This window comes from Rhodococcus sp. NPDC055112, assembly GCF_053607505.1.
The window spans coordinates 1-13,664 of record NZ_JBSGTR010000050.1; the positions used below are offsets into that span (position 1 = coordinate 1).

The 13,664-nt window shown below is 69.1% G+C and carries 12 protein-coding genes; 9 read left to right on the forward strand and 3 right to left on the reverse strand.

The window, feature by feature from the left end; all coding sequences use genetic code 11:
- The first annotated feature begins 58 nt into the window (after positions 1–58).
- The 3 genes from ACWFRB_RS19665 (at position 59) to ACWFRB_RS19675 (ending at position 4,378) form a co-directional block, all read left to right on the forward strand.
- Positions 59–2,800 (forward strand): ABC transporter permease subunit, encoded by a 2,742-nt coding sequence (locus ACWFRB_RS19665; RefSeq protein ID WP_452642956.1) that lies wholly within the window; start codon positions 59–61, stop codon positions 2,798–2,800.
- Positions 2,797–3,534, forward strand: coding sequence for an ABC transporter ATP-binding protein (locus tag ACWFRB_RS19670; RefSeq protein ID WP_452642957.1), 738 nt, complete (start codon positions 2,797–2,799; stop codon positions 3,532–3,534). Before ACWFRB_RS19665 ends, ACWFRB_RS19670 begins: the two co-directional genes overlap by 4 nt.
- A gap of 88 nt (positions 3,535–3,622) precedes the next feature.
- Positions 3,623–4,378, forward strand: coding sequence for a FadR/GntR family transcriptional regulator (locus tag ACWFRB_RS19675; protein WP_452642958.1), 756 nt, complete (start codon positions 3,623–3,625; stop codon positions 4,376–4,378).
- 49 nt (positions 4,379–4,427) lie between these two features.
- On the opposite strand, the gene ACWFRB_RS19680 is transcribed toward ACWFRB_RS19675, so the two are convergent.
- Both ACWFRB_RS19680 and ACWFRB_RS19685 read right to left on the reverse strand, forming a co-directional pair.
- A complete protein-coding gene (locus ACWFRB_RS19680) occupies positions 4,428–5,492 on the reverse strand; it encodes a DUF6777 domain-containing protein (RefSeq protein WP_452642959.1) in 1,065 nt (354 codons plus the stop codon).
- Positions 5,493–5,554: 62 nt separating this feature from the next.
- Positions 5,555–7,015, reverse strand: a complete 1,461-nt coding sequence (locus ACWFRB_RS19685) for an MFS transporter (RefSeq protein WP_452642960.1) — start codon at positions 7,013–7,015, stop codon at positions 5,555–5,557.
- A gap of 129 nt (positions 7,016–7,144) precedes the next feature.
- On the opposite strand from ACWFRB_RS19685, the gene ACWFRB_RS19690 reads away from it, so the two are divergent.
- A complete protein-coding gene (locus ACWFRB_RS19690; protein WP_452642961.1) occupies positions 7,145–7,609 on the forward strand; it encodes a MarR family winged helix-turn-helix transcriptional regulator in 465 nt (154 codons plus the stop codon).
- 27 nt (positions 7,610–7,636) lie between these two features.
- Complete coding sequence (locus tag ACWFRB_RS19695; protein ID WP_452642962.1) at positions 7,637–8,551, forward strand: SDR family oxidoreductase; 915 nt, start codon at positions 7,637–7,639, stop codon at positions 8,549–8,551.
- Between the two features lie 8 nt (positions 8,552–8,559).
- Here ACWFRB_RS19695 and ACWFRB_RS19700 read toward each other — a convergent pair whose 3' ends face one another.
- A complete protein-coding gene (locus ACWFRB_RS19700) occupies positions 8,560–9,453 on the reverse strand; it encodes a TetR family transcriptional regulator (RefSeq protein ID WP_452642963.1) in 894 nt (297 codons plus the stop codon).
- A gap of 144 nt (positions 9,454–9,597) precedes the next feature.
- On the opposite strand from ACWFRB_RS19700, the gene ACWFRB_RS19705 reads away from it, so the two are divergent.
- Genes ACWFRB_RS19705 through ACWFRB_RS19720 form a run of 4 tightly spaced genes read left to right on the forward strand, consistent with a single transcriptional unit; the run spans position 9,598 to position 13,038 of the window.
- Positions 9,598–10,806, forward strand: coding sequence for an acyl-CoA dehydrogenase family protein (locus ACWFRB_RS19705; protein ID WP_452642964.1), 1,209 nt, complete (start codon positions 9,598–9,600; stop codon positions 10,804–10,806).
- Positions 10,803–11,825 carry a phosphotransferase family protein gene (locus ACWFRB_RS19710; RefSeq protein ID WP_452642965.1) on the forward strand — a complete coding sequence of 341 codons (1,023 nt, stop codon included), beginning with the start codon at positions 10,803–10,805 and terminating at the stop codon, positions 11,823–11,825. Before ACWFRB_RS19705 ends, ACWFRB_RS19710 begins: the two co-directional genes overlap by 4 nt.
- Positions 11,822–12,571 carry an SDR family NAD(P)-dependent oxidoreductase gene (locus tag ACWFRB_RS19715; RefSeq protein WP_452642966.1) on the forward strand — a complete coding sequence of 250 codons (750 nt, stop codon included), beginning with the start codon at positions 11,822–11,824 and terminating at the stop codon, positions 12,569–12,571. The genes ACWFRB_RS19710 and ACWFRB_RS19715 overlap by 4 nt, the downstream gene beginning before the upstream one ends.
- 41 nt (positions 12,572–12,612) lie before the next feature.
- Positions 12,613–13,038 (forward strand): PPOX class F420-dependent oxidoreductase, encoded by a 426-nt coding sequence (locus ACWFRB_RS19720; protein WP_452642967.1) that lies wholly within the window; start codon positions 12,613–12,615, stop codon positions 13,036–13,038.
- Positions 13,039–13,664 lie beyond the last annotated feature (626 nt).

Sequence of the window (13,664 nt, forward strand, 5' to 3'; positions counted from 1 at the left end):
GTCCCGGCGGTGACGCCGGGACCGCGCCCGAGTCCCACGAGTCCACGGAGAGAGTCCAATGACTGAATTCCTGCAGTTCGCCATCCTCGGCCTCGGCGCGGGGTCGGCGTATGCACTGTTGGCGCACGGCGTGGTGTTGGTCTACCGGGGATCCGGGGTCGTCAACTTCGCCCAGGGCGCCATCGCGATGGTCGCCGCTTATGTGTGCCTGGAAACGCTTCGGGGAGAGTACGACTGGTCGCTTCCTGCGGCCTTCGCGGTCGCCGTGCTGGTGGCCGGACTCATCGGCCTGCTGTTCCAGGTGTTGGTCCTGCGGTGGCTGGCAGGCGCCGCACCGATCGTCCGGCTGGCCGCCACCCTCGGCCTGCTGGTCATCCTGCAGGCGGGTGTGCAGCAGTACTACGGAACGAAGTCGATCCGCGTGCGGGCGTTCCTGCCGAATGACGCCTACCACTGGGGCGACATCGTGGTGCAGCAGGATCGGCTCATCCTGCTGGGAATCGCGGTCGGTATGACCGCCGTGCTGTGGGGGCTGACGCGATACACCAGGGTCGGCCTGGCGATCACCGCGGCGGCCGAGAACGAGCGGGCCGCTGCCGCGCTCGGGTGGTCACCCCAGCGATTGGCCGCACTGACCTGGACCGTGGGCGGCGCGCTTGCGGGTACGGCAGGAATCCTGGTCGCACCGCTCACCGGGCTCACCCCCACCGCCTTCATCATCATCGTCACGGTGTCCGCGCTGGCCGCCGCCCTGCTCGGCGGCTTCAAGTCGTTCCCGCTGACCCTGCTGGGAGGACTGCTGCTCGGCGTGGGGGAAAGCCTCGTCGTGCTGTACCAGGACCGCATCCGCGACCTGCTGGGGCTGGAGACGCTGACCGGCATCAACCGCGCGGTGCCCTTCCTGGTCATTCTCGTTGTGCTCGTCGTACGCGGGAAGGGGCTGCCGCTGCGCAGTCACATCTCGGAACGGATGCCGCGGCTGGGTTCAGGTCAGATCCATTGGCGCACACTGGCCGTGGTGGCCGGAACTCTCGCGGTGGTGGTCATCGCCTTCAGTGGCGACTGGCTACGGTCGCTGACGCTGACCCTCGCGGCGGCGGTGATCCTGTTGTCGGTGGTCGTGTTGACCGGTTTCGCCGGTCAACTCTCACTCGCCCAGTACACCGTCGGCGGGCTCGGCGCCCTGTTCACCGCGAGGCTCGTCGGTCAGGCCGGCTGGCCGCTCATCCCGGCCGCCATCGTCGGCGTCGCGTCGGTGATCGCGATCGGCGTCCTCTTCGCGCTACCCGCACTGCGCACCCGTGGGGTGAACCTGGCGGTGGTCACCCTCGGGCTCGGGTTCACGATCCAGGAGATGGTCTTCAACAATCCGACCTTCACCGGCGACAAGATCGACGGGGCGGTGCGGATCCGGGAGCTGAGCCTGTTCGGATTCGAGGTGACGGCAACCGAGTACCCGGAGCGGTGGGCCTTGCTGTGCCTGGTCGTGCTCGTCCTGTGCGGGCTGATGGTGGCGAACCTGCGGCGGTCGCGGACCGGCAGGCGGCTGATCGCGGTCCGCACCAACGAACGCGCGGCCGCCTCCCTCGGCATCAGCGTGTTCGCGGTGAAGATCTACGCGTTCGCGCTCGCGGCGGGACTGGCGGGCGTCGGTGGCATCTTGCTGGGCCTGCGCAACACCGCGGTCACCTACCTGGAGTTCAACGTGTTCGCGTCGATCAACGCGGTGGTGCAGGCGGTGACCGGCGGACTCGGATTCGTCCTCGGCGGCGTCATCGGGGCGTTGATGGCCCCCGGCGCCCTGTTCAGCCGACTGGTGGAGAGCAGCTCCGCCACCGGCGCGATCTCGACGCTGATCGGTGGGATCGTGCTCATCGTGATCCTGCTGACCAATCAGAACGGCATCGCGGACATGGCTTCCCGTGTGGGTGCGGCGATCAGGAGGCTGCCCTGGATGCGGGCGCTGCCCAGGCGCAAGCCCGTTCGGGCGCCCGAGCTCTCGGCAGAGGCCACCTTGCGGTCCGCTGCGCCGACGCCGCTCTCCGTGCGTGGCCTGACCGTGCGCTTCGGCGGGGTCACCGCCGTCGACGGGGTCGACCTCGCGGTGGAACCGGGTCAGGTGGTCGGCCTGATCGGGCCGAACGGCGCAGGCAAGACGACCGTGATCGACGCGATCACCGGATTCGTCAGCCCCGCGGCGGGACAAGTGACGCTCGGTGAGCAGGACATCACCGCATGGTCGACCGCGAAGCGGTCGAAGGGTGGACTGCGCCGCTCCTTCCAGTCCCTCGAACTGTTCGAGGACATCACCGTCGCCGAGAACATCCACGCGGGCGCCGACGAATCGACGTGGCGCACCTGGCTGACGGATCTGATCCGCCCGGGGCACCACCCGCTCTCGCCGAGCGCGTCCACCGCGGTGCGCGACTTCGAGCTGGAGGGGGACCTGGGCTCGCTGCCCGGTGAACTGTCGTACGGCAGGCGGCGGCTGGTCGGTATCGCCAGGGCGGTCGCATCCGGGCCGTCGGCGGTGCTGCTCGACGAGCCGGCGGCGGGGTTGGACGATGCGGAGAGCCGTGAGCTCGCGTTGTGCATCAGGCAGTTGGCGGTCGAGCGCAACGCCGCGGTCCTGCTGGTCGAACACGACATGGGGCTGGTGATGTCCACCTGCGACCGGATCGTGGTGCTCGAGGCGGGCCGGGTGATCGCGGCAGGCACGCCGGACGAGATCGCCGCCAGCCCTGCGGTCCGCGACGCCTACCTGGGTACCGAGGACGAGACGACGGAGGCAGCACGATGACCATCACCCAGGAGAAGGCGACGCCGTCCACGGCGGTGCTCGAATGCCAGGGCCTGAGCGCCGGGTACGGGGGGACCGTCGTGTGCCGCGGCCTCGACATCACCGTGCGTTCAGGGGAGGTGGTGGCGCTCATCGGAGCCAACGGCGCAGGCAAGTCCACCACCATGCTGACGGTGGCAGGCGAGTTGGCGCCGATCTCGGGCCGTGTGTCCGTGCTCGGTTCCGACAAGCGGACGTCGCTCGCGACCCTGGCGAGGCGCGGCCTGAGCTACGTCACCGAGGAGCGGTCGGTGATCATGGGGCTGACGACCGCCGACAACCTGCGGCTGGCAGGCGTCAGTGCCGACGCCGCGTGCGCGATGTTCCCGGAGCTGCGCGCGCTGCTCGGTCGGCCGGCCGGACTGTTGTCCGGCGGCGAGCAGCAGATGCTCACCCTGGCCAGGGCGCTCGCCAGGAACCCCAAGCTGCTCCTGGCGGACGAGCTGTCCCTCGGACTGGCGCCGCAGATCGTGGCGCGGCTCCTCGGTGTGGTGCGGGCCGCCGCGGACACCCAGAACCTCGGCGTGCTGCTGGTTGAGCAGCACGTTCGCCAGGTATTGCGGGTCGCGGATCGTGTGTACGTGATGCGCCGCGGTCAGGTGATGCTGGAGGGGACGGCCGCCGAGATCGGCGCGGACCTCGACGCCGTTCAGCGTGCCTACCTCTCGTCGGGTGACCAGGGGGAGAGCGGTTAACAGGCAATACGGTCAACTCTTGTACCCTTGGTCGGTCATCCGTCCTGGTCAGCGCGGGGCGTGACCCCAACAGGAGCGAGGGCTGAGAGTGACGTCCGGAACGAAGTCGACGGTGGTCCGGGTGCCGAAGGCCGGTGAGTTGGTGGCCGCCAACCTGCGGCGACGGATCATCACCGGCGAACTCAACGTGGGCGACCCGTTGCCCAACGAGGCCGTGCTCATGGAGCAGTTCGGGGTGTCGCGGCCGACCCTGCGCGAGGCATTCCGGATCCTCGAATCCGAATCGATCATCACGGTGCTGCGCGGCGCGCACGGCGGCGCGAGGGTCCTGGCGCCCGACGCGTCGGTGGCCGCGCGGTACACCGGCCTGCTGCTGCAGTACCAGGGCACACCGCTCATCGACGTGTACCGCGCGCGGGCATCGCTGGAGGTGTCCGCGGTGGGAATGCTGGCCGAGGGCAATCGCGGCGAGGCGCTCGCCACCTTCGCGGAACTGATCGAGGCGGGTGCCGATCTCGTGGAGGACGCCGCGGGGTTCGCGCGCCACGACGTCGATGTCCATCAGGCGCTGATCGACCTCGCCGGGAACCAGACGCTCGCCGTCCTCGGCGGGATGTTGGTGCACATCATTGACGCGCACAACGCCCTCTTCATCGCCGCGCACGGCGGCGGCAACGAGCGACCCGCGGCGCGCGCGGCGCATCGCGCCTACCTCAAGCTGCTCGGGCTGCTGCGCGAGGGCGATGCGACGGCCGCTCAGGAGTTCTGGCGCAAGCACCTCGACGCGATCGAGAAGTACATGATCGGTGACACCGAGACGACCCTCGTCGAGGTGTTGTCCTAGCCCGTGGTCCCGTTCGGGATCCGTTCTTCGGGGCGGTGACCAGGCGGTTTCATGGCATGGGGATCACCAGCGGCGGCAGCCCCGGTATCTGGACCTGGATCTGGGGCGGCGGTGGTGGAGCCACGGGAACCGGCGCGGGCGGCGGTGGTTCCGGCGCGGGTGGGGGCGGTTCGGGCGCCGGTGGCGGTGGCGGCTCGGGTTGTGGCACCGGCGCCTGTCGCTGGACTGGCGGCGGCGCGACCGCGAGGGGCTCGAGTTGTGCAACGGGCGGCGGCGGGGGCGGCGGAGCAGGGGGTGGCATCGGAGGGGGCGCACCGGGCCGGTCCGCGGGCTGTTGTGGTCCCGCCCCGATCGGAACTGCCGCGAGGCCACCGGTCATCAGGTCCACGACCGTCACCTGCGACATCGGCTGCTGGGCGGGTTGCACGAGCAGTAGTCGCTCGGCGTCGTAACCGGGCCACGCGTCCTCAGCCGCGGCAGGCTCCGAACTCGGACGCGGATCGATCAGCGGGCTTCCCCGCGCGCATCGCACCCGCGGCGTTCCGTGGTCGTCGATCAGGACGATGGTCCCGGCCTCGAGCACCGACTGATACGACGTGGCGCGTTGCCCGCTGTAGCCGTGGTTGGTCACCCTCGTGTCCGCGCGCAGCAGGACGGGCGTGAGCGTGCGCACGTAGCTGCGCACGTCGTCGACATCGAGCACGCCGGACCAGGCCTCCACCTTGACCGGATCGCTCTCGAGGTCTGTGACCAGCCGTTCCCGGTCGCAGAGGACCCGGTCGAGGCTTCCGCCGTACAAACCGACGCGATCCCCTTGGACGCTGAGGCCCGCGCCCTCGTTCGGGAGGTCGGCGCCGGGCGGACCGGGCGGGACGTCAGTCGGGATCTGCGGGGGTAGCAGGCGGTCGGTCCAGGGCAGTCGGCCGTCGTCGATCACGCGGTCCAGCGCCAGGGGCCGCGGCTGCGCCTGCGGCCCGTTCGAACACGCCGCGACCACCACGGCACATGCGACCACGAGCCATCGACCCGGCGCGTGTCCCACACGCGGACCGGTCCTTGCGACAGTGCTTCGTCGGGCAAACCGTGCGGCCTGCCCGGCGATGACGGTGGCCACGCACACATCGTAAGCACTGTGGTGGGCGGCCGGGCTCTATTGCGGGACCCCGGGCGCGGTGTTCAGCGAGCGGGTTCGGGCTCCAAGTCCGCGACCGGCGTGGGGGCGACGACGGACACGGGGACCCGCCGCGGGATGAAGGCCGCGATGAGCAGCGCCAGCAGCGCGGCCGCGGCGCCGATCAGGAACGTCACCACGAACGCCCGGTGCGTCGGCACCTGGACCGGACCGAACGACATGGTCATGTTGGCCAGCACCACGGTCATCACGGCGCTCGCGAACGACGTTCCGACCATCCGCATCAGGGAGTTGAGGCCGTTCGCGGCCGCCGTCTCGTGCAGCGGGACCGAGCGCATGATCAGCGCGGGCATGGCCGCGTACGCGATGCCGATTCCCGCACCGATGATGGTCGAGACGAGCGCGATCTGCCAGACCTCGTTCATCAGCACGGCGCCGATCAGGTAGCCGACGGCGATGACGACGGTGCCGACCATCAGCGTGGTCCGCGGGCCGTACCTGTTGGTGATGCGGGCCGACACCGGCGAGAGCAGCATCATCACGATGCCGGCGGGTGCCATGCACAGCCCGGCCATGACCATCGACTGGCCGAGTCCGTAGCCGGTCTCCGGCGGAGACTGCAGCAGCTGCGGAACCGTCAACGACGTTGCGTACATTGCGAATCCGGTCATGACGGAGGCCAGGTTGGTCAGCAGGATCGGTCGGGAGGCGGACACTCGGAGGTTGACGAGGGGCTCAGCGGTGCGCAGCTCGGCGAACCCCCATGCCAGGAACACGACGAGGGCCGCGGCGAGCAGTCCGAGGGTGGTCGCGCTGGTCCAGCCCCACTCGGCGCCCTTGGTGATCGCCAACAGGAGCGAGACGAGTCCGGCCGCGAGCCCCACCGCGCCGAGGTAGTCGAACCGACCCGGATTGCGGACGGGTGACTCGGGGACCAGGAGTGCGACCGCGATCGCGACCAGGGCGCCCAGCGCGGCAGATGCCCAGAACAGCATGTGCCAGTTGAAGTTCTGCGCCGTCGCCGCGGCCAGCGGCAGGCCGATGGCGCCGCCGACGCCCATCGTGGAACTCATGACCGAGATCGCGCCGCCCACCTTCTCGGCGGGCAGTTCGTCGCGAAGGATGCTGATGCCGAGCGGGATCGCCCCGGTCGCCGCGCCCTGCAGGATCCGGCCGATGATCACCAGGGGGACGGTCTCGCTCAGCGCGCACACCACCGACCCCGCGACCAGGAAAGCCATGCTGACCAGGATCATTCGCCGCTTCCCGAACATGTCGCCGAGGCGGCCCGAGACCGGCGTGACGACCGCCGCGGCCAGCAGGGTGGAGGTGATGACCCAGGACGCGGTGGAGGCGGAGGTGTTCAGCAGCTCGGGCAGGACGTGGATCAGCGGCACGACGAGGGTCTGCATGAGCGAGACCACGATGCCGGAGAACGCCAGCGTGGCGAGGATCCAGGTGGAGGAGCGGGTGCGCCGCGTCGCGCTGTTGGCAGCAATGGTCACGACGGACCTCTTCTCTTGGGTTCTATGCGCTGATCGAGTTCGAAGAAAGCAATAGATGTGTACGGTACACACCGTATGTATCGTGCACAATCGGCGGGAGTATGGCGGCGTGATGCGAGGATGACCCCGATGGAATCCGAGGAGATTGACCCGGGTTGCGGGTTGGAGCGCGAGATCACGCTGATGGCCCGCCACACCACCCTGGTGACCAAGCGGTGGCTGGAACAGCAGGCGCTCGACCGGTCGGCGTATCTGCTGTTGAGTCGCCTCGAGATCGGCGAGCCGATGACGTTGAAGGAACTGGCGGACTCGTTCGGCCTCGACGTGTCCACGATCAACCGGCAGACCGCCGCGCTCGTCCGGCAGGGACTGGCCGAGAGAATTCCCGACCCGCAGGGCGGCACCGCGAGGAAGCTCCGGCCGACGGACGGGGGACTGCGCGCGCTGCGTTCAGACCGGCAGCACAACGTCGACGGCATCAACTCCCTCGTCGCCGATTGGGACGAGAAGGATCGACAGGATCTGGTTACCTTGTTGCGGCGGCTGAACGAACAGATCGAGGACCGACAGGGTCTGAGCTGGCCGCGGGACTGACCGACAAGCTGCGAGGGAGTTGCACGGATGGGCATCAACGAGGGACGCGTCGTGATCGTGACCGGCGCCGCGGGCGGCATCGGCCGTGAGCACGCGCTCGAGTTCGCCAGGCAGGGAGCGAAGGTCGTCGTCAACGACCTCGGGCCCGCCGAGGCTGTCGTCGAGGAGATCAAGGCGCTCGGCGGCGAGGCCATCGCGAACAAGGACGACATCTCGGACTTCGACGGCGCAGGCCGGCTGGTGCACAGCGCGATCGACACGTTCGGCACCGTCCACGTGCTCGTCAACAACGCGGGCATCCTCCGCGACAAGATGTTCGTCAACATGACGGTCGATCAGTGGGACGACGTCATGCGCGTACACCTGCGGGGGACGTTTGCGCCCTCGCAGCACGTGGCGTCGTACTGGCGGGAGCAGCACAAGGCGGGCACCCCGGTCGCACACCCGCGCATCATCAACACCTCCTCGCCCTCGGGCCTGTACGGCAACATCGGACAGGCGAACTACGGTGCCGCGAAGGCAGGCATAGCGGCGTTCACGGTGATCCTCGCCGACGAGCTCGCCCGGCTCGGCGTCACCGTCAATGCGATCGCCCCCACCGCGCTCACCCAGATGACCGCGGGCCTAGAGGGTTTCGTCGCCGCGATGGAGGCCGAGAAGGAGCGCACCGGATTCGATGCCGCCGCACCGGCGAACATCTCGCCGACAGTGGTCTGGCTCGGATCGCCGGAGTCCGACGGCATCACCGGCCGGATCTTCAATGTGCACGGCGGTTCGATCAGCGTCGCGGAGACCTGGGTGGCAGGCCCGGGAGTGTCGAAGAACGGGCGTTGGGATCCGGCGGAGCTGGGCGAGGTCATCCCCGCCCTGGTCGCCGAGGCGCGAGCGAACTCGGACATGGCCGGGCAGCCGCGCAACGAGAACTCCCGTCAGGGCCTGTAGTCCCGCACTCACCCCCGCCCGAGCAGATCGAGAGCGAAACCCGCGTACTCCGCGGCGATCTGCTCGGGCGAGGACGGTCCGTCGGCCCGGAACCACTGCGGCAGCGATGTGCACATCGTCGAGATGGCTCGGCCGGCATCCCGCGCATGCCTCGTCGTGAGGCTTCCCTCGGCGATCGCGGCATCGATCTCGTCGTCGAGTAGATACTGAATCCGATTGCGGGAGTCTGTGATCCGCTCCCGATTCGCCGGTTCGAGGCTACGCATCTCGCTGGCGCCGATGAACGCGAGTTCCCGGCGGTGTGTGTGATAGAGCGCGAGCGCCTCGACGATGAGGCCGACCCGCTCGATTCCGTCGGTGCCCTGGTCCCGGGCAGCGCGCACCCGCCAGTGCAGCTCGTCCATCGTGAGATCGAGCGCCCGCACCAGTAGCTCCTGCTTGTCCCGGTAGTGGTGGTACATGCCGGGAACGCTCATGCCCGCCCGCTCGGCGATCGACCGCATGGTCGCGCCGTGATATCCGGTCTCGACGAACGAGTCGATCGCGGCGCCGAGCACCGGGTCGATGCGCAGTGCCGGGAACACGCGCCAGTCGCCCGCCGACTGTGCGGTTGCCGTCGCCGCTCCAGGGGATTCGCGCCGGGAAGTGCGCACTCGGCGGTCCGCGGTGGAGGTTCCGCGGGCGGGGGTGGTCCCGCCGTCACCCATCAGCAGTGCGGCGGTGGTGCCGAGTGCCGCGGCGAGGGCGTGCAGTCGCTCGACCGAGACGCCGGTCTTGCCGTTCTCGATGGCGCTGAGAGTCGCCGGGCTGATCGCCAGCCGCCCCGCGAGCTCTCGCAACGTCAGGCCCGCCGAGCGGCGCGTTCGCCTGATCGCGTCGGGCAGGTGTTCCGGCTTGGTCAACTCTTCGTCCAATCTGTTCAGGAATACTGAACATGATACCGGGAGTTCTCGTCTGAACTCCTTTGACGGGCAGAGAAACCTGTGAGATCGTGGGAAATCATCTGCCGAGCGATCGCTCGGCTCCGTGACGCAGGAGGAGTGAGTGTGTCGATCGATCTGACCTATTCCCCCGAGGTGCAGGACCTCATCGACCGCACCAGGACCTTCACCCGCGACGTCGTCCTGCCCATCGAGGACGCGCACTCAGGGGACATCACGGCCGCCGGCGGCGACGCGCTGCGGATCGGCATGCAGCAGGCGGCCAGGGAGGCCGGGGTGTTCGCCCCGCACGCCCCGCTCGAGTTCGGTGGCCACGGGTTGAACATGTCGGACCGCGCCCCGGTCTTCGAGGAGGCCGGCTACTCGCTGTTCGGTCCGACCGCGTTGAACATCGCGGCGCCCGACGAGGGCAACGTCCACATGCTGGCGCACATCGCCAACCCGGAGCAGAAGCAGCAGTTCCTCGCGCCGCTGGCCCACGGGGACGTCCGATCGGCCTTCGCGATGACGGAGCCGGCGCCGGGGGCGGGGTCGGACCCATCGGCGCTCACCACCCGTGCGGTCCGGGCGGAGGGCGGCTGGCGGATCAACGGGCACAAGTGGTTCATCACCGGCGCCGATGGCGCAGGCTTCTTCATCATCATGGCGCGCACCTCGGGTGAGCCCGGTCAGCGCGGCGGGGCCACGATGTTCCTGGCGCCTGCCGACAGCCCCGGGATCAGGGTCGGGCGGCACATCGACACCCTGGACCGGGCAATGATCGGCGGGCACTGTGAGGTCTTCTTCGAGGACCTGCTGGTGCCCGACGCCGCGGTGCTCGGCGAGGTCGACCGCGGCTTCGAGTACGCCCAGGTGCGGCTCGGCCCGGCCAGGATGACCCACGTGATGCGCTGGCTGGGTGCCGCGCGCCGCGGCCATGATGTCGCGGTTGCCCGGGTGGCCGAGCGGGAAGGCTTCGGTTCCAGGCTGGGTGACCTGGGCATGGTTCAGAAGATGTTGGCGGACAACGAGATCGACATCGCCGCCACCCGGGCGCTGCTGGTCCGGGCCTGCTGGGAGCTCGACAGCGGCGATCCGGCGTCGAATGCGACGTCGATCGCGAAGACCTACGCCGCCGAGGCGGTCTTCCGGATCGTGGACCGCAGCATGCAGATGTGCGGCGGGATGGGGGTCTCCGGTGACCTGCCGCTGGCGCGGCTCTCGCGGGAGGTTCGTCCGTTCCGGGTCTACGACGGGCCGTCCGAGGTGCACCGTTGGGCCATCGCCAAGCGGGTCGTCGGCGCGGCCAAGCGAGAGCTGAGGGGTGCGAAATGAGCCTTCCCGGAATGAACATTGCTGCGCTGCAACGCTTCCTGCTCGACAGCGGGATCGAGCTGTGTGGGGAGCTGCACGTCGAGCTGATCAGCGGCGGCCGATCCAATCTGACCTACAAGGCATGGGACGACCGGTCGTCGTGGGTGGTGCGGCGGCCGCCGACCAGTGGGTTGACCCCGTCGGCGCACGACATGGCTCGGGAGTACACCGTGACCTCGGCGCTGCAGGGCACGGCCGTGCCGGTTGCGCGGACCGTCGCCTTCGATGCCGACGGCTCTGCCCTCGGCGCGCCGATGACGGTGGTCGAGTTCGTCGAGGGCACGGTGGTGCGGGACCAGGCGGACCTCGCCGGGCTCTCCGATGATCAGGTCGCGGCCGGTGCCGACACCCTGGTGCGAGTTCTGGCCGATCTGCACGCGGTGGACTACCGGGCGGTGGGGCTGGGCGATTTCGGGCGGCCCGATGGCTTCGTCGCGCGACAGGTGAAACTCTGGGCTGGACAATGGGATCGGGTCAAGACGAGGGAACTGCCCGACGTGGCGGTCCTGCATGCCGCGCTGACCGAGGCCATGCCCGAGACCTCGGCCGCGTCGATCGTGCACGGCGACTTCAGGATCGACAACACCATCCTGGATTCGCGCGACCCCGGTCAGGTCCGGGCCGTGGTGGATTGGGAGATGTCGACGCTGGGTGATCCGCTCACCGACGTCGCCCTGATGTGCGTGTACCGGGATCCGGTGTTCGACCTGGTGCTCGGATCCCAGGCGGCCTGGACCAGCGATCGGCTGCCGTCGGCGGGCGCGCTGGCGCAGCGCTACGCCGTCGCGTCGGGCCGCGACCTCGGCGACTGGAACTTCTACCTCGCGCTCGCCAACTTCAAGTTGGGCGTGATCGGTGAGGGCATCACCCATCGCGCGCTGCAGGGATCGGACTCCGGCGCAGGCGCGGTGCGGGCCGCCGAGGCGACGCCCGAGTTCATCGCTGCCGGGCTGCGGGCACTGAAGGGTGTGACGCTGTGAGCGGCGGCGAGAACAGGACGGCCCTGGTCACCGGGGCCTCGCGGGGGATCGGGCTCGGGATCGCGACTCGGCTCGCGCAGTCGGGATACTCGTTGACGATCACCGCAAGGGATGCCGCGCGGCTCGACTCCGTCGCGGGCGAGCTGCGTGCCGCAGGGGCGGCCGAGGTGGTGTCGATCGCGGGTGACATGGCCGACGAGACCGATATCGCCAGGGTGACAGCGGCACACGCGGACCGGCTCGGCCCGATGACCGCGCTGATCCTGAACGCGGGGGTCGGCACCGCAGGGGCGATCGAGGAGTTTCCGCTGCGCCGGTTCGACAAGACCATTGCGGTGAACCTCCGTGGGCCGTTCCAGCTGCTCCAGGAGTCGCTGCCGTTGCTGCGGGCGGGTGCCGCCGCGAACCCGGGCCGCGGTGCCAAGGTGATCGCGCTCGCGTCCATCACCGGCGTGTACGCGGAGCATGGCCTCGCGGTCTACGGCGCGACGAAGGCGGCGCTGATCAGCGTGGCGGCGACGTTGAACGCCGAGGAATCCGGCCGCGGGGTGTGCGCCACCACCATCGCGCCCGCGTTCGTGGACACCGACATGAGCGCGTGGACCCACGAGCAGGTGCCGCCGGGGGCAATGCTCGAGGTCAACGATGTCGTCGAGGTGGTCGACGCGCTGCTGAGGCTGTCGTCGCGGGCCGTGATCCCGAACATCGTCATGGCCAGGGCCGGCACCGACGGCTACCGCGCCTGAAAGTCACGCGCGCGACGGCCCGACCGCGTAGCCTCCCGCGGGTGAGCACTCTGGCCGATCCCGCGGTACGCGAGTTCCTGTCGGCGGGCACCCGCACCGGCAAGCTCGGATTCACCGCATCCGACGGCCGGCCGCTGGTCGCTCCGGTGTGGTTCGTCGTCGACGGTGACGATCTGGTCTTCAACACCGGCGCCGGCTCCGCCAAGGGCCGCGCCGTCGCGCGCGATGGCCGGGTGGTGCTCTGCGTGGACCTCGAACGCCCGCCCTATGCCTTCGTTCAGGTGCAAGGCGTGGCGACCGTGTCCGAGGACCCCGAGGAACTGATCCGGATCGCGACAGCGATCGGTGGCCGGTACATGGGGCAGGACCGGGCGGAGGAGTTCGGGCGTCGAAACGGCGTGCCAGGGGAGCTGGTGGTGCGGCTTCGCCCGACCAAGGTGATCGCCGATCTGGACGTCACGGGCTGACCAGATCATGTGCCAAGGTCACGGCCTGTGACCAAATCACAATACCGCTGTGACTAGCACACAAGGCCTGTTCGTGCTCGATGAAATGCCTCTGACCTGGAAAAATACCTGAATCTCCGCCGCGTCGGGGCGCCAGACGGGCCCGAGAATCGCGACAATCCGGGCGAGGTCTTGGACGCTTGTTAGAAGAAATACCAAAAGGGCGTGAGCGGACCTGGTTGAGATGTAGATTACATCCTGCGGTGCGGGCAGAACTCGCCGCGATTTCGGGACGTTGCCACGCGTGGCGGCGTGATTGTTCCTCGGGAGGGCGATCAATGAGCGCAGGGTGGATCCATGGACTCGGTGCGCAGGGGGCTGCTTCGGTGTCCTTCACGATGAGGTTGAGACCTCGTCGCAGTTCGGCGATCGTGCGAACCGCGGGAAGTTGTGTGACCACGTGACAGGTCGCATGACCAGACGATAGTTCTCAGTGCGCTCGGCGCACCCGTTCCCGCTCGCGCGTATCGGCGATGCGGTCTCTTCCTTGTCGAATCTGGCTTGAATCCCTGTCTGTCGTTGCTGCGCCCGTGGACTGGGGGCGAGGGATTCAAGTGGTTGTTTGGGACTCCGCGGTGTTCCGGAAA

Excerpts from the sequence above, each read along its gene's own strand:
- ACWFRB_RS19665 (WP_452642956.1), top strand. The coding sequence starts at position 59 with ATGACTGAATTCCTGCAGTTCGCCATCCTCGGCCTCGGCGCGGGGTCG.
- ACWFRB_RS19670 (WP_452642957.1), top strand. The coding sequence starts at position 2,797 with ATGACCATCACCCAGGAGAAGGCGACGCCGTCCACGGCGGTGCTCGAA.
- ACWFRB_RS19690 (WP_452642961.1), top strand. The coding sequence starts at position 7,145 with ATGGAATCCGAGGAGATTGACCCGGGTTGCGGGTTGGAGCGCGAGATC.
- ACWFRB_RS19695 (WP_452642962.1), top strand. The coding sequence starts at position 7,637 with ATGGGCATCAACGAGGGACGCGTCGTGATCGTGACCGGCGCCGCGGGC.
- ACWFRB_RS19710 (WP_452642965.1), top strand. The coding sequence starts at position 10,803 with ATGAGCCTTCCCGGAATGAACATTGCTGCGCTGCAACGCTTCCTGCTC.